The organism is Dactylosporangium sp. NPDC051541 (assembly GCF_044454505.1).
GTDB lineage: Bacteria > Actinomycetota > Actinomycetes > Mycobacteriales > Micromonosporaceae > Dactylosporangium.
In genome coordinates this window covers 20,433-39,204 of the sequence record NZ_JBITDU010000002.1, presented here as the reverse complement: position 1 = coordinate 39,204, position 18,772 = coordinate 20,433, and the positions used below count along the sequence as shown (strand labels likewise).

The 18,772-nt window shown below is 74.5% G+C and carries 13 protein-coding genes and 2 pseudogenes; 4 read left to right on the top strand and 11 right to left on the bottom strand.

Going from position 1 to position 18,772, the window contains the following annotated elements; genetic code table 11:
- Positions 1 to 32 precede the first annotated feature (32 nt).
- The 3 genes from ACIA8L_RS08270 (at position 33) to ACIA8L_RS08260 (ending at position 7,134) form a co-directional block, all read left to right on the top strand.
- Complete coding sequence (locus ACIA8L_RS08270) at positions 33 to 1,337, top strand: flavin-containing monooxygenase (protein WP_395901871.1); 1,305 nt, start codon at positions 33 to 35, stop codon at positions 1,335 to 1,337.
- Entirely contained in the window at positions 1,328 to 2,143 is an 816-nt protein-coding gene (locus tag ACIA8L_RS08265) for an SDR family NAD(P)-dependent oxidoreductase (protein WP_395901869.1), read from the top strand. Before ACIA8L_RS08270 ends, ACIA8L_RS08265 begins: the two co-directional genes overlap by 10 nt.
- A 113-nt stretch (positions 2,144 to 2,256) precedes the next feature.
- Positions 2,257 to 7,134 (top strand): diguanylate cyclase, encoded by a 4,878-nt coding sequence (locus ACIA8L_RS08260; RefSeq protein WP_395901867.1) that lies wholly within the window; start codon positions 2,257 to 2,259, stop codon positions 7,132 to 7,134.
- Between the two features lie 174 nt (positions 7,135 to 7,308).
- Here the strand turns inward: ACIA8L_RS08260 and ACIA8L_RS08255 are convergent.
- The 6 genes and pseudogenes from ACIA8L_RS08255 to ACIA8L_RS08230 form a co-directional block, all read right to left on the bottom strand.
- A pseudogene (locus tag ACIA8L_RS08255) lies at positions 7,309 to 7,479 on the bottom strand (DUF1905 domain-containing protein); the annotation flags it as partial.
- A 24-nt stretch (positions 7,480 to 7,503) separates the two neighbouring features.
- Positions 7,504 to 7,935 carry a hypothetical protein gene (locus ACIA8L_RS08250; RefSeq protein WP_395901865.1) on the bottom strand — a complete coding sequence of 144 codons (432 nt, stop codon included), beginning with the start codon at positions 7,933 to 7,935 and terminating at the stop codon, positions 7,504 to 7,506.
- Positions 7,928 to 10,753, bottom strand: a complete 2,826-nt coding sequence (locus tag ACIA8L_RS08245; protein WP_395901863.1) for an ATP-binding protein — start codon at positions 10,751 to 10,753, stop codon at positions 7,928 to 7,930. The genes ACIA8L_RS08250 and ACIA8L_RS08245 overlap by 8 nt, the downstream gene beginning before the upstream one ends.
- Positions 10,750 to 11,793: a hypothetical protein gene (locus ACIA8L_RS08240; RefSeq protein ID WP_395901861.1), complete on the bottom strand. Its 1,044-nt coding sequence runs from the start codon at positions 11,791 to 11,793 to the stop codon at positions 10,750 to 10,752. The genes ACIA8L_RS08245 and ACIA8L_RS08240 overlap by 4 nt, the downstream gene beginning before the upstream one ends.
- A gap of 180 nt (positions 11,794 to 11,973) precedes the next feature.
- Entirely contained in the window at positions 11,974 to 13,812 is a 1,839-nt protein-coding gene (locus tag ACIA8L_RS08235; RefSeq protein ID WP_395904143.1) for a PAS domain-containing protein, read from the bottom strand.
- Between the two features lie 124 nt (positions 13,813 to 13,936).
- Positions 13,937 to 14,230 (bottom strand): annotated as a pseudogene (locus ACIA8L_RS08230) (GAF domain-containing protein); the annotation flags it as partial.
- A gap of 306 nt (positions 14,231 to 14,536) precedes the next feature.
- On the opposite strand from ACIA8L_RS08230, the gene ACIA8L_RS08225 reads away from it, so the two are divergent.
- Positions 14,537 to 15,079 (top strand): hypothetical protein, encoded by a 543-nt coding sequence (locus ACIA8L_RS08225; protein WP_395901859.1) that lies wholly within the window; start codon positions 14,537 to 14,539, stop codon positions 15,077 to 15,079.
- Here ACIA8L_RS08225 and ACIA8L_RS08220 read toward each other — a convergent pair.
- From ACIA8L_RS08220 to ACIA8L_RS08200, 5 genes are all read right to left on the bottom strand, one after another.
- Positions 15,069 to 15,830, bottom strand: a complete 762-nt coding sequence (locus ACIA8L_RS08220) for an ABC transporter permease (RefSeq protein ID WP_395901857.1) — start codon at positions 15,828 to 15,830, stop codon at positions 15,069 to 15,071. The genes ACIA8L_RS08225 and ACIA8L_RS08220 overlap by 11 nt on opposite strands.
- Entirely contained in the window at positions 15,827 to 16,540 is a 714-nt protein-coding gene (locus ACIA8L_RS08215; RefSeq protein WP_395901855.1) for an ABC transporter ATP-binding protein, read from the bottom strand. The genes ACIA8L_RS08220 and ACIA8L_RS08215 overlap by 4 nt, the downstream gene beginning before the upstream one ends.
- Before the next feature lie 39 nt (positions 16,541 to 16,579).
- Entirely contained in the window at positions 16,580 to 17,254 is a 675-nt protein-coding gene (locus tag ACIA8L_RS08210) for a response regulator (protein ID WP_395904141.1), read from the bottom strand.
- A 14-nt stretch (positions 17,255 to 17,268) separates the two neighbouring features.
- Positions 17,269 to 17,970, bottom strand: a complete 702-nt coding sequence (locus ACIA8L_RS08205; RefSeq protein ID WP_395901853.1) for a sensor histidine kinase — start codon at positions 17,968 to 17,970, stop codon at positions 17,269 to 17,271.
- A 225-nt stretch (positions 17,971 to 18,195) separates the two neighbouring features.
- Positions 18,196 to 18,768: a GNAT family N-acetyltransferase gene (locus ACIA8L_RS08200; RefSeq protein WP_395901851.1), complete on the bottom strand. Its 573-nt coding sequence runs from the start codon at positions 18,766 to 18,768 to the stop codon at positions 18,196 to 18,198.
- Between the last annotated feature and the right edge of the window lie 4 nt (positions 18,769 to 18,772).

The following is an 18,772-nucleotide window of genomic DNA, read 5'->3' as shown; positions in this document are numbered from 1 at the left end:
GGTGTCGCGGAGCCGGGCGCATTATCCATCACGTGTTGGATAAACCGGTCGTCGTGATCGGCGCCGGCCCCGCCGGGCTGGCCACCCTGAAGGCCCTGCGCGACCGGCACGTCCCCGCCGTGGGCCTGGACGCCGGCGACCGCCCGGGCGGCCTGTGGGTGCTCGACGCCCCCGGCTCGTCCGCGTATCGGACCCTGCACCTCAACACCAGCCGCACCCGCACCGAGTTCGCCGACTTCCCGATGCCGCCGGCCTGGCCCGACTACCCGGACCACACCCGCATCGCGCAGTACCTGGCCGACTACGCCAAGGAGTACGACCTGGCGAGCGCCGTCCAGCACGGCCGCCGGGTCACGAAGGTCGAGCCGGCCGCCGACGGCTGGACGGTCACCACCGACGAGGGCACCGCACTCACCACGCCCGCGGTCGTCGTCGCCACCGGCCACAACTCGGTCCCGCGCCGCCCCGAGCCCATGTACCCGGGCGAGTTCACCGGCACGACCATGCACAGCCATGACTACCGCGGCCCCGAGCAGCTCGAAGGCCGCCGCGTCCTCGTCGTCGGGGGCGGCAACTCCGCGATGGACATCGCCGTCGACGCCTCCCACGCGGCCGCGAGCACACTGCTCTCGCTGCGCCGCGGCGTGTGGGTGGTGCCGAAGTACCTCCTCGGCCGCCCGTCCGACACCCTCAACGGCGCCTTGGCCAAGCGGCTCCCGTGGCGGCTGCGGCAGCGCATCAGCCAGGCGATCCTGCGCATCGCGGTCGGCTCGCCGCAGCGCTACGGGCTGCCGGTACCGACGCATGGTTTTCTGCAGGACCACCCGACCCTGTCCGACGCTCTGCTGCCCCGGATCACGCACGGTGAGATCGCCGTGCGGCCCGGCATCGACCGCTTCGAGGGCGGCGAGGTCGTCTTCACCGACGGCCGCCACGACGCCGTCGACCTGGTCGTCTGGTGCACCGGCTACCGCGTCGAGGTGCTCGGCGCGCCCGCCGAGGCACTCCCCCTGTACCAGCGGGTGTTCCCCCTCGACACGCCCGGCCTGTTCTACGTCGGCCTCATGCAGTCCACCGGCGCCGCCCTCCCCATCGTCGAGGCGCAGGCCCGGCTGGTCGCCGCGTTCCTGTCCGGCCGCTACGCCCTGCCCCCGCCCGCGACCCAGCGCGCGGCCGTCGACCGCCACCTCCGCCGGGCCCGCGAACGCTGGGGCGATCGCCGGCCCGCGATGCGCATCGACTTCGACGGGTACCTCGCCGAAGCCGCCACCGAGCTGCGAGCCGGTCAGCGCCGAGCCGCCGCCGCAACCCGAGAGGGGAACGTGACGTGGCACTGACCCTGCGCGGCCGCCGCATCCTGCTCACCGGCGCGTCCGGAACGTTCGGCCGCGCCCTGACCGACCGCTTCCTGGCCCTCGGCGCCCACGTGGTCGGCCTGGACCTGGTCCCCGCCGCCACCGCCCCGGCGCCGATCCTGCGGTGCGATCTGACCGACGACGCGGCGGTACCCCCGGCCGTCGACGCCGCCGCCGACCTCCTCGGCGGCCTCGACCTCCTGGTCAACAACGCCGGCATCGGCGGCCCGGCCCCCGCCGAACTCCCACCGGGCGCCGAGGTCCGCCGCCAGCTCGAGGTCAACCTCCTCGCGGCCTGGCGCACGACCGCCGCCGCGATCCCATACCTGGAGCGCTCCCGCGGCCGGATCGTGTTCGTCGCGAGCCGGATGGCCGTGCTCCCCCTGCCGCTGGCCGCCGCGTACGGTGTCAGCAAACGGGCCCTGACCGCCTACGCCGACGCGCTGCGCCTGGAGGTCGGCTCCCACATCGGTGTGAGCGTGGTGTACCCGAGCATGGTCGCCTCCCCCATCCACGACCCGACCACGACCGCGGGCCTCTCCCTCGACGGCGTGAGCCGCTACGAACCGGTCTCCGGCGTCGTGGCCGCCATCGTCCACGCCGCCACCGCCACCCGCGCGCCCCGCGACGTGGCCACAACCACCCGCGGCCGCGTCGAGCTGGCCATGGCCCGCCACTTCCCGTCCCTGGCCGCGGGCCTGGTGACCCGCACCGTCCGCGACCGCATCGCGGCGGGCGCCCTCAACGACGCCCCACTGGCCGAAGGCATGCTCCGCCGCGCCCGCTGACCCCCGCCGCGATCGCCTCATGCGCTGGACTGCACTGCCGATCGAGTGGTCGGAGGCTGCCGGGCGTCGGCGTGGTCACGTGAGGGTGGTGAACCGTACTGAGCACTCACGAGGTGGCGCGGGCCGACGTGCACGAGGAGGAGCTGTACCGCAGCGAGTCGACCCGCGTCCGGCGGATCTGGCTGCCGGCCGGGGCCGGGCCGGTCATCTGCAAGGAGCCGCTCGGGCCCGGCTGCGCCGTCCGGCTCGGCCATGAGCAGGGCATGCTCAACCGGCTCAAGGGCGTCACCGGGGTCGTGCGCCTGGCGTCGCACACCCGCGCCGGGGCGCTCGTCCTCGACGACGTCGGCGGCCGTCCCCTGTCGCAGGTGCTGCGGGACCGCTCGTACCCGGCCGCGGAGGCGGTCGAGCTCGCCGTCCGGCTGGCCCGGGCCGTCGCGGCCGTGCACGCCCGCGGCGTGATCCACAAGGACATCTGCCCGGACAACATCCTCGTGTCCGAATCCCCCGGAACCGCCGCCCGGCCCGTCCTCATCGACTTCGACCTGGCCGGCACCTTCGCCGAGGACCGCACCGGCCGGGCCGACGGGGCCGAGCTGACGCCGTCGCTGGCGTACATGCCCCCGGAGCGGACCGGCCGGACCGGCCTGGTCGTCGACCAGCGCGCCGACCTGTACGGCCTCGGCGCGGTGATCTACGAACTGTTCGCCGGGGAGCCGCCGTTCCGCCACGCCGACCCGGTGCAGATGCTGCGCGCCGTCCTGGTCCGCACGCCGGAACCGCTGAGCCGGGTCGCGGACGCCGTCCCGCCGGCGCTGGACGGCATCGTGATGCGCCTGCTGGAGAAGGACCCCGGGCACCGCTACCAGAGCGCGGACGGTGTCGTGCGCGACCTCGAGCTCGTCCGCGCCGCGCCGGAGCGGCACTTCACGGTCGGGCGCTGGGACTTTCCGCCGCGACTGTCCGCGCCGTCCCGGCCGGTCGGGCGCGATGCGGAGCTCGCGACCCTACGGGCGGCGTTCGACGGCGCGGTGGCCGGATCGACCAGCGGCGTCTTCGTGGCCGGAGCCCCGGGCGTCGGCAAGTCGACCCTGATCGACCAGCTCCGGCCGGTCGGCAACGCCGCCGGCGCGTGGTTCGTCACCGGCAAGTGCGACCAGTTCCGCCCGGACGCGGCGGCCGGCGCGGTGACCCAGGCGCTGCGCACCACCGCACGCATCATGCTGGCCCGGCCGGACGCGGAGCTCGCGACGCTGCGGGCCGACCTGGCCGCCGCGCTGGCGTCGGGGGCGGCCGTCCTCGTCGACGCCGTACCCGAACTCGCACTGCTGCTGCCCGGCCTCGACAACCCGGCCGGTCCGGGCGACGGCCTGCCTCCCGACGAGCGGGCGGCGCGGCTGCGCCAGGCGGTGCTGGACATGCTGGCGGCCGTCGTCACGCCGGAGCACCCGATGGTGCTGGTGCTCGACGACCTGCAGTGGGCGGATACGGTCACCCTGGACCTGCTCGACTCGTTGCTCACCGCGCGGGAGGTCCGGGGGCTGCTGCTCGTCGGCGCGTACCGGGCCCGGGAGGTCGACGCGGCCCATCCGTTGACGCCGCTGCTGGCCCGGTGGGAGCGCGACGGGCACGTCGACGCGCTGATCCGGCTGGCCAACCTGTCCACCGAAGCGCTGTCCGGGCTGCTCGAACAGGTGCTGCGGCTGGCGCCGCCGACCGCCCGGGATCTGGCCGACGCGCTGGCGGCCAGGACCGCCGGCAACCCGTTCGACACGCTGGAGCTGCTCAACGCTTTGCGCCGTGATGCGGTGCTGGTGCTCGGGGACGAAGGCTGGCGCTGGAACGCGGGCGCGATCCGCCGGCATCTCGACCAGGACGACGTGATCGACCTGCTCGTCGAACGGATCGCGCGGCTGCCCGGCCCGACGCGGGAGATGCTGGATGCCGCCGTGGCCCTCGGCGGCGACGTCAGCGTCCCCGGCCTCGCCGTCGCCACCGGTCTGGACGCGCCGGCGGTCCTGCTGCGGCTGACGCCCGCGCTCGAGGACGGGTTGATGATCCTCGACACCAGCGCCGGGCGCGACCGCGAGCGGGTCCGGTTCCGGCACGACCGGGTCCAGGAGGCGGCCCGCGCGGCGACCGGTGCGGGCACGCGTCCGGGATTCCGGCTCGAGCTGGCCCGCCGCCTGGCCGCCGCGCCGGGGTACGAGATCGAGGCCGCCGAGCAGTACTCCGGGACCGACGCGCCGGTCACCGACCCGGCGGAGCGGCGGCGGGTCGGCCAGCTGTACCAGGTCGCCGGCCGGCAGGCGGCCCGCAGCGGCAACCATGTCGTGGCCGAGCGATACCTGCGCCAGGCCGTGACCATCGGCGCCGGGCCGCACGGTGTCCCGCCCGGCCCGGCGCTGCTGACCTCGTGGCACGCCGTGCTCTACGCCCTGGGCCGGCTCGCCGACGCCGACGGCGTGTTCGGCCGCCTGCGGGCCGCCGTCACCGACCCGATCGAGCTCGCGCCGGCCACCAGCCTGCAGGTCAGCAGCCTCACCCAACGCGGCGAGCACCAGCGCGCCGTGGCACTCGGCCTGGCGCTGCTGGCCCGCCTCGGCCGGCCGCGCCCCGACGACCTACCCGGCGACATCGCGGCCCGGCTGCCCGCCCTGGTCGCCTGGGCCGCGACGCTGGACGTGGCGGCCGACGTCGCCCGGCCGTCCTCGACCGACCCGGGCGACGTGGCGATCGAACGGCTGTGCAACCGGCTCCTGCCGGCGTCGTTCTTCTGCGGCGACCGCGCCGTCGTGGCCTGGCTGGTGCTGGAGAGCTGGCAGATGTGGGTCGGCAACGGCCCGTCGGGCAGCCTGGCCGCCAACCTCGGCTGCGCCGGCCTCATCACCATGGCCGCGCTCGGCGACTACCGGACCGGGTACATCGTCGGCCGGCACGTCCTGTCGGTGGCCGAGGCCCGCGGGTTCCACACCGACACCCCCGTCCTGCGCCACCGTTACGCCCTGCACCTGCTGCCGTGGGCGGAGCCGCTGGAGAACACCATCGTGCACGCCGAGACGGCCCGCGAGGGCCTGCTGCGCAGCGGTGACCTGCAGATGGCCTGCAACACCGGCAACGAGCTGCTGCCGGCGGTCCTGGACACCGGCGGCAACGTCGCCGCGCTGGCCGAGGAGATCGCCGCGACGCTTGCGCTGGCCGACCGGACCGGCACCGACCACGTCACCGACCTCGCGACCGGCTACCGGCAGCTGCTGCGGGCCCTGCGCGGCGAGACGGCGGCGGTCGGAGGACTCGACGACGCGGAGTTCAGCGAGGCGGCCTTTCTCGGCGCGCACGCCGCCAACGCACCGGTGATCAGCATCTACCACGTGTGCCGGGCGGTCGCCGCGGCCGTCTTCGGCGACCATGACGCGCTCGAGCGCCACGCCGGCGCGGCGGCCCGGTCGGTGCAGTTCGTGCCCGGATACCCCATCGCGCTGATCCACCTGCTGCACGGGCTGGCCATGGCCACCCGGCTGCGGCGCGATCCGCACGACGCGGCCGCGGCCGCGGAGCTGGACCGGTGCCGCGACTGGATGGGCGCCCGGGCGCAGGATGCTCCGGCGAACTTCGCCCACCTGCACTGGCTGCTCAGCGCCGAGCGGGCCTGGGCGGCCGGGGACCGGGCGGCCGCCATGAACGCCTACGATCTGGCGCTGGAGGCGGTCTCGGCCGTCCAGCGCCGCTGGCAGCACGGCGTCATCGGTGAGCGCGCCGCCGCGTTCTACGAGGCCACCGCCATGCGACGGCTGGCTCGCCTGGCGCTGATGGACGCACGGTCGGCCTACGCGTCCTGGGGCGCCGACGCGAAGGTGGCGCAGCTCGACGCCGCCCACGCGTTCCCGCGCGGTGGCAACGCCCGCAACAGTGCCGATGACGTCGTGGACATGCTGGCCATCCTCGACGCGTCCAGGCTCATGAGCCGGGTCACGCGGCTGCCGGACCTCCACGCGGCGGTCGTGGAGCAGCTGACCGGTCTCACCGGGGCCACGGATGCGCTCGTGGTGACGTACAACGCCCAGGACGGCAGCTGGTCGGTACCGTTCTGCGAGGACGGTCTCGAGCCGATGGGTGTCGAGGCGGCCGGCGGGCAGGGCCGGCTGCCGGTCACGGCGTTCCGCTACGCCGAGCGCACCGGGGAGACGCTGCTCATCCACGACGCGGTCGGCGACGGCCGCTTCGCCCAGGACCCGTTCGTAGCCGGGCTCCCGCACTGCTCGATCCTGGCGGCACCGCTGTCGCAGGGCACGACCCGCGCCGTGCTCGTCCTGGCCCACCGCGGCAGCGCCGGCTGGTTCACCGGGGCGCGGCTCGACACGGTGCGCCTGCTCGCCGGCCAGCTCGTCGTGTCGATCGGCAACGCACTCGCGTACGAAGCCCTGGAGCAGCGGGTCGCCGCCCGCACCGAGGCCCTGGCGCAGGCGAACCGCCGGCTCGAGATCCTCAGCACCACCGACCCTTTGACCGGCCTGTTCAACCGCCGGCGGTTCGCCACCGCGCTCGAGCAGGAGTGGCGCCGCGCGACCCGGTCCAAGTGCCCCCTGGCCGTCGTCCTGATCGATGTGGACCACTTCAAGGGCTACAACGACGCGCTGGGCCATCCGCGGGGCGACGAATGCCTGCGGCAGGTGGCATCGGTCCTCGGCGGCGACGTCCGCTCCGCCGACGTGGTCTGCCGCTACGGCGGCGAGGAGTTCGCCGCGATCCTGCCGGAGACCGACACCCACGGCGCGATGTCCTACGCCGAACGCGTCCGCCTCGGCATCGTGGCGCGCAGGATCGAGCACCCGGCAACGCCAACCGGCCTGGTGACCGTCAGCCTCGGCGTAGCCTCCGCCGTCCCGTCCTCCGACACCGACTACAACACCCTCGTCGAGCGGGCCGACCACGCCCTCTACGATGCCAAACACAACGGCCGCAACCGCACCTGCGCCGCCGACCCGGCCTGATCCGAGATGCCCGGGACTCCGGCGTCGCGCGACCGCCCGGGTGGGCCTACAGGTCCAGCACCTCGACGGTGACCGCGGCCAGGTCGTCGACCTCGAGGCGCTGGGCCTTGCGGACGGCTTCTTCATCGGCAGGACGTACGGGCCGTCGGCGCTCGGGAAGATCGACGTCGTCCAGATCGTGGCGCCGATCCGCGCGCGGACGCGGACGGAGCCGAAGCCGCGGCGGGTGCCGGCGGTCAGTTCGCGGATCTCCTCGGAGCGGTCCTCCGGCAGGGAGACGAAGATCCAGCTGTCGCCCTGGCGGGCGTCCCACTGCCAGAGCCGGGACTCGAACTCGACAATCACCCGTCGAGCATCACACAGCGGCGGTCACCGGCGCGGCGGCGGGCGTCCGTCCTCCAAGGCGTCCGCGGGCCTGATCGCGTCCCAGGCCGGCGCGGCCGCCTCGATGAGCGCGCCGCGATCCGGTTCGGCACCGTCGGCCGGCGTCCGTTCGAGCGACTGCACCGCCTCGGCCAGGGTCTGACCGGCGCCTCCGTCGAGCGCGGCGGTGGCCGGGGCGGCGTCGGGCAGCGGCGCGCCCAGGTCGGCAGCGTCGGGCACGGAGTCCGAATCGCCGCGGAACGGCACGGTGTCGCGGCCGCCCGGCGCGGCGTCGGTGACCTGTTCCAGACCGGCGGTGCCTTCCAGGGGCTCGGGCGAAGGCGTGGTGTCGCCCCGCTGCGGCACGGTATCGCCGCCGGCGACCTTCGCAATCGACTCCGGCTGCACCGGAGCCAGGTCGTTGTGCCGGTCACCCATGGCCGTCCACCGCCTTCCGTACGTCGCGGGCCCAGTTCACCGAGGAGCGCCGGTCGTTGTCGGTCCACACCGCCGGCGGGTACTTGCGGCGGAACGCGTGCACGAACACGCACACCCGATAGTCCTGCCGCCACCGCGCCGGATCAACCCCGTCCGGCGTCGGTGGCACCGTCCCGCCGAGGACGTCGAGCCGTGCCGGCAGGGTCTCGAACCACGATGACGTGCCCATGCCGCCGAGCAGTCTCCCGGCCGCCTCCACGCCGGCCGCGCCGCCGAGCACGGCTTCGGCCCGCGGGCGCAACGCGCAGCGGTGGCGGCACTCGAAGCACTCCGCGAACGGTGCCAGGGCGTCCTGCACGGTGGCGTCGGAGGCCTGCCAGGCCGTGAACCGGGCCCGGACCGCGGTGTCGTCGGCGAGCGGGGCCTCCGGCAGGTTCCGGCGCCTGGCGTCGTCGCGCCGCACATCCGGTACCGCCAAGAAGACCGCTTGATCCAAAGCGTTGTGCGACACGATCGCCTCGAACGGCCGCAGTGCGGCGGCGGCCTGGATCTGGTCGTCGTGCATCGCCATGGTGGAGCCGAGCAGTTCCCGGTCCTCGGCGGCGGCGGTCCGGTGCATGATTTTCAAGTTCGTGATCTTGTACGCGTCCTCGGCGACCTTCCCCACCTGCTGGTCGATGAGGAGGTACGACTGGCGGTACTTGCGGTCCTCGGCGAGGCCCTGCGCGATCCGTTCGGCCGCGAGGGCCTGCGCGTTGCCCTCCTTCTGGTCGCCGCCGCCGGTCTGCGGGGCCGCGCGCGGGAAGACGCGGTGGGCCTCCTCGAGGAGCACGACGTGCGGGGTGTCCGTCGAGCGGCGGTGCTGGCGATACCAGCCGCGCATGGCGGTGACGAGCAGCAGCGTGATCAGCGACTGCTCCTTGGCGTTGTCGCCGACACCCGCCAGCTCGAAGACGACGGGACGGTGCATGAGGGCGCCGATGTCGTACGAGCGGCGGCAGTTCAGCGTCGTGCCGCAGGCGCCCTCGACGAGCGCCTCGGCCCGCAGGCGGGCGGCGGCGTCGATGTTCGCGTGGGTCTCGCCCTGGTAGCCGAGCTGCTCGACGACCTCGGCAAGGACACCGGCGAACTCGGGCAGCACCGGCCAGCGTTCGCCGTCGGCGGGGCGGGCGCGGTGCGTGGCGTGGAAGCCGCGGCGCCGGTAGGTCTCGACGAGCGCGCGGCGGTACAGGAACGGCAGCGGGTCCCACAGCCCGAACGCGGCCTCGAAGCAGGCGAGGAGGTTCGACACGTGGGAGGTGACGGTGGCGCCGTCCGGGACCTGGAACGGGTTGAGCCGGAACGGGGCCACCTCGTCGTCGCCGACGGTGAAGATGAGCAGGTCTTCGAAGTCCTCGAGGGTGGCCAGCCACCGGTAGTCGTCGAGGGCCGCGTTGACGGGTTCGATGACGGCGAACGGGACACCGTGCCCGCGCAGCTGCCGGCACAGGTGCAGGGCGGTGTTGGTCTTGCCGGAGCCGGGGGTGCCGACGATGAAGCCGTGCCGCGGCAGGTCCGTGACCGCGAAACCGACCTCGCCCTCGGCCCCGGCGCCGGGCTGGCGGCCGAGCAGCAGGGCCGGGCCGGTGGGCGCGGCGACGACCCGGACCTGGTCGCGCGGCGCGACGACGGGGATGCCGGGGACGTGGCCCTCGAGGGCGAGCGGGAGCCGGAACAGGCTGGCCGCCTCGTCCCGGTCGACGAGCAGTCGCAGCGACCGCAGCGGCTGGCGGGCCGACACCCGCCCGGGCGCGGACTCGGCCCGCAGCAGCGCCTCGAGGTCGGCGCCGCCCCAGTCGACCGGCTGCAGCGTGGTGAAGCCGCGCACGAGCGCGTCGTGCTCGGCCTGGTTCGCGGGCCGGGCCACGGTGTGGCCGCTGAGGACGGACTGCGGGTCGTCGCGGTCCGGCTGGGCCTGCGGCGCCGGGCTGACGGTCGCGGCCAGATGCCCGGCCAGACTCTCCGGCAGCGGTTCCGGGGCGGCCAACGTCACGGAAAAGCGGAACGCTCGTCCGTCGTACCGTCGCAGCGCATCCAGGTAGTAGGGCTCGATGACCACGGCTCCGGCGTCGGCCGGCATGTGGATCTGCCCGCCGACGTCGGCCGGGATCTCGTTGGGCTGGGCGAGGCGGCGATAGCGGGTCGTCTCCGTCTCGAGCAGGCGACGCAGCTGCGGGGGTACCGTGCCCGCCGTCAGCTCCACCGAGACCGCGAGCGGGTGCGGGTACAACCGAAGCGCCTCGAGGAATCCCTCCCACGAGTGCGGCTGACGCCCGAAGGGCTCGACCGCCACATAGGCGGGGACCCCGGCGTCGACCCGCTCGGGCCGGGCCAGCCGGATGCGCTTGTGGACCTGGGCGATGCCGCCGGGCCCGGGCACGAACGGGCTGAGCACCGCGCGGACCTGTTCGGCGTCGTGCAGCGGCTCCACCCGGACGTGGTCGGGGACCCTCGACAGGGTCGCGGCGAGCGTGCCGGCCGAACGCAGCGCGAGGTCGGCGGTCGGCTGCTCGACCCGGCCCAGGAGGTACACCTCGATCCGGCCGGGCTCGAGGTGCAGCAGGCGCAGGCCGACCGCCTCGGACTCGGGCAGGCTGAGGAACTGCCCGAGGTAGGCGGCCTGCTCACCGACGGCGCGGCGGAGCCGCTCGGAGACGTCCAGGCGGGCGTGCTCCGAGCGGCGCGACAGGTCGACGGCCGCGGTGACCCGCAGCGCGACCCATCCCCAGACCCGGCCGGGCCCGTTGACCAGGTAGGGGGCGGGAACCAGGTCGGTCACTGCGTCGGCGGCTGTTGGTACTGCGGGTTGTAGTACGGCGGCCCGGACGCCGGGGGCCCGGACGCCGGGGGTGCGGACGCCGGGGGTGCGGACGCCGGGGGTGCGCTCACCTGCGGCCAGGCGCCCGTCACCGGCTGTTGATAGGTCGCGGCCGGTGCCGTCGGGTAGACGGCCGCCGGGGGGATGCTCGGCGGGGCGATCGGCGCGACACCGGGCGGCATCGGGGCCTCGGGCGTCGTGGCGACGAGCCGGTTGGTCTCCTCGGTCGCGGCCAGCCCGGCGATCGCCGACTGCACGCCGAGGCGGGTGATGCTGTGCGTGATCTCGCGCAGGGCCCGGGTCCGCCCGCCGTTGATGGCCGAGCGGTACGACGCGCCACCGGCCATGGCCCGGAAACCGTCGCGCAGCGCGTGGGCGATCAGCAGCACGGTCGAGCGGGACCGCCACATCGTCCAGCCGAAGTACAGGTCGGTGCCGTAGGTCTGCACGGCGATGAGCGACTGCAGCCGGGTGTCACCGAAGGACAGCAGGTACTGCCCGGCGATGCGCACCGGCGCCATCGGGAACGGGATGGCCCGCTGGGCCGCGGACTGCAGCATGTACCCGTAGACGGCGGGCGCGGCCGGGGCCCGGTTCTCGACCAGCAGCGCGTACTCCGCGACCGGCTCCTTGATCGGGAAGAACAGCGACACGCACCAGGCGACGACCGCCAGCCCGGCGATGATCAGCGGCGTGAGCAGCGACCCGGTCAGCGCCGCGAGCGTGATGTCGGCGTTGTCGCCGCTGCCCTGCGGCGCCCCGACGTTGAAGAACACCCCGCAGATGCAGCAGGTCAGGACGAACGCGGTCAGGGTCAGGACCAGGGCCACGTTGCCGGCGCGCACGGTGTGCGGGCGCAGCTGCTTCCAGGTGACGCTGTCGTCGGCGAACTCGTCCGGGTCGCGGTAGGTCACCCGCGCGCTGCGGTAGGCCGCCTGCACGTTCTGCATCGCCTGGTCCCAGGGCTCGCCGCCCGAACCGCCCCAGCCCTGCGTGCTCATCAGACTCCCCGTCGTTGCCGTCGTGACGCTCCGTGGGACAGCCACGGTCAGGCGTCAATCTATGGAAACCACGGGCGCTGTCACAAGACCGTTATTCCGTTCGACGTGATCTTCGCTCCGTTCGGGGGCGGGCCCTCATCCGGTCGGCTTCCCCTGGTCCTGCCGGTCGGCCCGGCTCGCTCAGCCGTCCAGCGGCAGGCGAACGGTGACCGTGTTGCCGGCGTCGACCGTGATGGTGCCGCGGTGGCGCTCGATGATGATGCGGGCGATGGCCAGGCTGACACCGCCGGTCGAGTCGCCGATCCCGGTCGTGTTCGCGGCCGAGAACCGCTCGAAGACGTCGCCGCGGGCCGGGGCGCCGTCGTCGCGGACGGTCAGCCGGGCGACGCCGTCGGCGGTGTCCAGGGCGATCCGGACCGCGCCGCCGTCCGGGCTGCGCCCGATCGCGTGGGCGATGAGCCGGGCCGCGAGCTGGCGCAGGCGGTCGGGGTCGCCGGGCACCCGCACGGCCGCGGCCAGGTCGGAGTGCACGGTGACGCCCGCGCCGGCGGCGGCGTCCCAGGCGCTGTCCCGGGCCGCGGTGACGGCCGCGGTCAGGTCGGCGTCGCGGGCGTCGAGCGCCAGGTGCCCGGCCTCGAGGGCGGCCAGGTCGAGCAGGTCGGTGACGAGCGCCCGCAGCCGGGCGGCGTTGCGGTCGATGCCGTCGAGCAGCTCCAGGTCCAGCGGTGCCCGGCCGGCCGGGTCGTCGAGCAGCAGCCGCGAGTAGGCGGCGATCGTGGTCAGGGGTGTGCGCATGTCGTGGCCCACCAGCGCGATGAAGTCGTTGCGGGTCCGGGCCAGCTCCCCGCCGAGCTCGTCGGCCCGCCGCCGGGACAGGAACCGCCCCAGCTGCGCCGCGACCGCGGTGAGCAGGCCGGTGATCAGCGGCCCGTCGTGCTCGCGGCGGTCGGAGACGCCGGCCAGGACCCCGACGACCTTCGCGCCGTCGTCGATCGGCACGGCCAGGGCCGCGTGCTCACCGGGCACCCAGACCGGCTGCGCGGTCGCCCAGACGGTGCCGCCGAGGCCCTCGCCGGGCCGCAGCGGATCGCCAGGCCCCGGGTCGGGCTCGGCCCGCACGCCGCAGTGGCGGGCGAGCGGGCGCAGCGTGCCGCTGACCTCGTCGACCAGGGCCAGCTCGGCGACCGGCCAGCCGAGCGCGGCCGCGACCGCCTCCAGCACGGGCGGCCCGGCCTCGGCCAGGTCGGCCGCCCCGACCAGGATCCGGGCCACCGCGAGCTGGCAGGTGCGGAACCGTTCGGTGCGCCGCTGCTGGCTGACGTCGCTGACCGCGGCGACCGCCCCGATCGGCCGCCCGTCGGTGCCGCGGATCGGCTGCGCGTTGACCGACAGATACCGCACGGGCGCCCCCGGTACCCCGACCACGAGCTCGACGTCGCGGACCGCCTCACCGAGCCGCGCCTGCCGCCCGAACTCGCCGGGCGCGACCGGTTCGCCGTCAGGGCGGTACAACCGCCGATGCACTTCTTCCAGCAACTGCCCGACCGGGAGCGTCGAGGGCAGCCCGAACAGCTCGCGGACGGTCCGGTTGCAGCGCGCCACCCGTCCGTCGGTGTCCCAGGCGACGACGCCGACCTGCAGGCTGTCCAGCAGCGCCGCCAGGAACGCGTGCTGGCGCTCCTCGCCGGTCCGGTCGGTGATGAACGCGCACGCGAGGGCCCCGCCCGGCCCGCGCAGCAGCGACAGCGACAGCTGCACCGGCACGTCCCGCCCGTCGCGGTGCCGCACGATCGCCGCCCGCTGCACCGGCTGCGCGTCCGGCGTCGCCATCTCGTCGAACAGGCATTCGAGGGCCGCACTGATGGGCCGCCCGTCGTGGGCCGGCAGCACGGTGTCGGCCAGGGACCGCCCGCACACCTCCGCCGCCGCCCACCCGAGCAGCTCCCCGGCGGCCCGGTTCCACGCGGTGACGACCCCGTCCGGCCCGACGGCGACGAACGCCTCCTGGACACTGTCCAGCAGCGTCGCGCTGTCGAGGTCGGCGACGGGCCCGGTCCCGGGCGGGTTCGGCCACCGGCGGGAGGTTGACCAGGTGCGCGATCTCGACGAGGGCCGTCAGATGCTCCGGCGTCCACGCCCGCGCGCACCGGTCGAGCACGGTGAGCGCCCCGACGGCCCGGTCGTCGCTGTCACGCACCGGCACGCTGAGGAACGCCCGGACGCCGTAGCGGACCGCGAGCGGATGGCCGCGCAGGTCGAAGTCGTCCTCGGCGGCCATGTCGGCGCTGCACATGACACTGTCCTGGGACACGACGTACTTGCACACCGACAGCGACAGCGACAGCGGCGCGTGCCCGTCCCCGACGAGCGACATCGGCAGGTGGTACGCGCCGGCGAAGTGCTCCTCGTCGGCCCCGACGAACGTCAGCACCCCCATGGCCGCCCCGGTGAGCCGCGCGGCCAGCCCGGCGACCGCGTCGAGGGGCATGGGCCGGGCCGGCGTCACCCTCCGGGCCCGCGCGACGGCCGCGAGCCGCCCCGGATCACGCAGCACAACATCATCAACTGTCGGCACAGGACGCCCACCTACCCGGCCCGATTTGCGCAAAACTTTCGCAAACCTCAGACCTCGGGCGCTCGACGCGGCGTCCTACGCTGACGGGAGCTCTTCACGGCCGGTGACACGCTGCGGCTGCGGGTCCGGGGACCGCAGCCGCCCGGTCTCGCCGCGCACGAACGACGAGTGTTCGAGCGGGTGGTGCGGGTCGCGGGCGATTCGACGGTACCGATGGAGGCGCTCCGGCAACGGCATGCCGGCGGCGGTCGGCGGTGGACCGGTTGGCTGGCTCGGGAGGCGCGCTTCGAGGCCCGGCGGCTGGGTCTGGTGAGCAAGCAGGAGCGCTTCATGCCCGTCGCCGCCGTCGTGTCCGGTGCCCTGCTGGCCCTGGCCGTGGTGCCGCTGGTGCCGTCCGGAGCCGCGTGGCAGGCCTGGGCGTGCGTGGCCGCGTTCGCCTGGTTGCCCCTGTTCATCGTCGACGCCGCGATGGTCGACGACGACCGTCAGGTGCGGGTCCGTTACTGGCGCCGCAGCCGCATCCTGTCCCCGCTGGGCCGCGTCGACGCCGCGCCCGGCTGCTCTGGTCCGCATCGTCGGTGCCGGTGTGGATTGCGATCGGCGGGCTGGCCTGGGGCATTACCGCACCGGGCCTCCGGATCGCCGTGCTGTTCCTGGCCGGATCGCTACGTCCGCGCCCTGCGCCACGCCCCGCACGGCGTCAGGTCCTGACGTCGCGGCGGGTGAACACCGCCACGGCGACCGCCAGCGCCACGGCCGCGACGATCGGCGCCCCGGCCAGGCCTCGGGTCTCCCCCGCCATGGCGGCGCCGGCGAGGAGCCCCGGGAACCAGCGGTCCGCGTCGGCCCACAGGTTCGCGGCGATGTTCTCCGCCATGAAGAACCACACCAGCGCGACCCCGACCGCCGCGACCGTCCCCCGCACCAGCACGCCGAGCGCGAGCCCGAGCGCCCCGTACGCGAGCCCGGCCACCAGCGCGTCCACATAGGACGCCCCGATGTCCCAGACCCCGTCGCCGGTGAACCAGGCGGCCACCGGCAGCCCGCGGGACCGCATGGTGGTCGTGGCCGCCGCGACGCTCAGGACCAGCGCGGCCAGCAGAGCCGTGGCCGTGGACAGCAGCAGGGCCGCGAACTTGCCCAGGAGCAGCAGCGGGCGGCGGGGCTGGCGGGTGAGCAGCGTGCGGATCGTGCCAAGGGAGTACTCCGTCGTCACCGCCGTCAGGAACAGCACCACGATGACCAGGCCGACCAGGCGGGCCGAGTTGGCGAAGCCGACCGTCGCGCCGGTCGTCGCCGTCAACGCGGCGGTGGCGACGCCGCGCCCGGCCGGGTGGTCCGTGGCGGTGCCGACGCTGAGGACCGTGACCAGGACGGTGAAGCCGAACAGGGCGGCGAGGGTGCCGTACAGGACCCGGGGCCGGCGCAGTTTCAGAAGGTCGGACCGGAAGGCGCGGATCATCGGGGGTCCTCCTGCAGCATCTGGAAGTACGACTCCTCGAGGTCGGGCAGGAGCCGGCCCGAGTAGCGGACGCGGCCCTCGTTGAGGACGATCAGCCAGTCGCAGACCTGTTCGAGCTCGGCCAGCAGGTGCGACGTGACCAGGACGGTGCGGCCCTCGGCGCCGATGGCCCGGATGATGCCGCGCATGTCGCGGATGCCGGCCGGGTCGAGGCCGTTCGTCGGCTCGTCCAGCACGACCAGGGCCGGGTCGCCGAGCAGGGCGGCGGCGATGGCGAGGCGCTGGCGCTGGCCGAGGGAGTAGGTGCGGTACACCTGCCGCGCCTGTCTTGTGAGGCCGAGCCGGTCGAGCACGGCCGGGATGCGGGCCGGGTCGAGGCCGGCGAGGGTGGTGTGGACGGCCAGGTTCCGTTCGCCGGTCAGGCCCGGGTAGAACGCCGGGGACTCGACGAGCGCGCCGACCGTCGGCAGGTACCGCTCCGGCTCCAGCAAGGAGATGCCGTTCACGCTGCCGAAGCCGGCGTCGGGCCGCACGAGGCCGAGGAGCATGCGCAGGACGGTGGTCTTGCCGGCACCGTTGGGCCCGACGAGCCCGGCGACCGCGCCGCGCGGGACTGCGAAGTCGAGCCCGTCGGCGACGGCGCGGCCGCCGTAGCGTTTCGTGAGCCCGTCGACCATGACTGCTGGTTCCGTGGTTTCCTGCGTTTCCATGGCGGAAACTCTGCGCCGGAAAGGGTTTCCGGACATCCCTCAGGAGTTGGCTTCGGGGGTACTCCAACCAGGCCGCACGAGCCCCGTTTCGTACGCGAGCACCACCACCTGCGACCGGTCCCGCGCATCGATCTTGACCATCAGCCGGGACAGGTGCGTCTTCACGGTCGCGACACTCAGAAACAGCCGCCCGGCGATCTGGTCGTTGCTCAACCCCTGCCCGGCCAGGCCCATGATCTCCCGCTCCCGCAGGGTCAGCCGGTCGAGCAGCGCGGACGGCGGGAGCTCCCGGGACCGGGCCGCGAACTCCCGCACGACCCGCCCGGTGACGCTCGGCGCCAGCATCGACGCCCCGCCGGCCACCGCCCGGACCGCGCGCAGCAGGTCGTCGGGCTCGTTGTCCTTGACGACGAACCCACCGGCCCCGGCCCGCAGCGCCGCGAAAATGTACTCGTCCACCTCGAACGTCGTCACGATGAGCACCCGCACGTCCGGGTTGGCCCGCCGGATGACCCGGGTCGCCGCGATCCCGTCGAGCACCGGCATCCGCACATCCATGACGACGACGTGCGGCCGCAGCTCAGCCGCCCGCCGCACCGCCTCCCGCCCGTCCGCGGCCTCCCCGACGACCCGGATGTCGTCGCTCTCCTCGAGCAGGGCCCGCAGCCCGGCCCGCATCATGGCCTGGTCCTCGGCCAGCACGACGCTGATCACGCCATTGCCGGTGCTCACGGCCCCGTCCCGCGCAATTCGTGCAGGACGGCCCGCAGCTCCCCCATCGTCGACCGGCTGACGTCCTTGATCGCGCCGAGCGACGCCCGGACCCGTTCGAGGTCGGCGGGGTCGCGTTCGAGGATGCGCAGGGCCAGGTTGGCGTGCACGGTGACCAGCGAGACCTGGTGCCCGAGCACGTCGTGCAGCTCCCGGGCCACCTGCAGCCGCTCCTCCGCGACCCGGGCCCGCCGCTGCTCCAGCCGCCGCAGCCGGGCGCCGCGGGCCGCCTCTCCCGCGGTGAGCACCAGCGCGAGCACCGCGCCGATCGTGGTCGCCGCCACCAGTCCAGGCCCGTCCTGTCGCCCGAGCACCATGCTCAGCACGAGGTACCCGCCAAGCCCGGCCGCACTGGTGATCCAGGCGGCCAGGCGCCGCCCCCGCAGCACGGCCGAGAAGAGCGCCACTCCGAGCGCGATGACCGCGGGCCCGTAGCGGTACCCGAGCGCGAAGTACAACGCCGCCGGCACAAAGTTGCCGGCGAGGGTCAACACCGGCGCCCGATGCCGCAACGCCAGCAGCCCGGGCCCGGCCAGCAGCAACCCGATCGCCACGGCGTCAAGGCCCAGCCGCGGCGAGTCCCGCTGGGTGGCGACCACCACGGCGACGAGCTGCACGGCCGCCACCCGCAGCGCCAGCCATCGATCCCACCGTTCCACGCGCCGATGCTACGGACTGTCCCCGCTCCAGCACACCCGCGTGAGGCTGACATCGATATACGCCCAGCGGCGTACACCGACCCCACACCGAATGCCGGTTTGCACGCCGCCATGCCTTCACGGAGGGTCAACAACGCCGGCGGCAACACCGACTTCGGCGGACCGTCCGTGACCGAGACAGCGACAGCGCGCCCACCCGCCACATCACCGGGCCGACCGCCCGCGTCAACGGCGGCGCATATCTAGGCCGGTGACGTCGCTCCAGGCCATGCGCAGCTTCTCGGGCGTACCGACAAGGCGCGCCGGGTCCCCGCCGGGCGCCGACACCGTCGCGGAGCCCACGCACTCGCCACCAACGGCGAGGTAGAACTGCTGCGCCGCGGTGTTCTGGCGGAGCACCCACAGGTACATCGGCCCGTCCACCGCCAACGCCGCCCGCGCCAGCAGCTGCGTGCCGATGCCGCTGCGGTGCTGCGAGCGCGCGACGTGCAGGTTGTCGACGAGGCTGCCCCACACCGGATCGTCGCCGAGGACCACGTGCACAAACCCGACAAGCCGGCCGTCGCACTCAGCAACGACCGTGTGCGTCCCGGAAGGCCCAACGCCCGCGTCCGCGTCCGCGCCCACGGACGCCGCCAGCCGGGAGGACCACACCGCCCGCCGCTCAGTGACCACATCGCCGTCCAGGTAAGCGTCGGCGTAGGCCCCCCGATAGTGCCGCCGCCAACTGTCGGCGTGCAGATCCCCGATCGCAGCAGCGTCGGCGGCCGTGGCCGGCCGGTAGCGCGGCGCACTCAAAGGC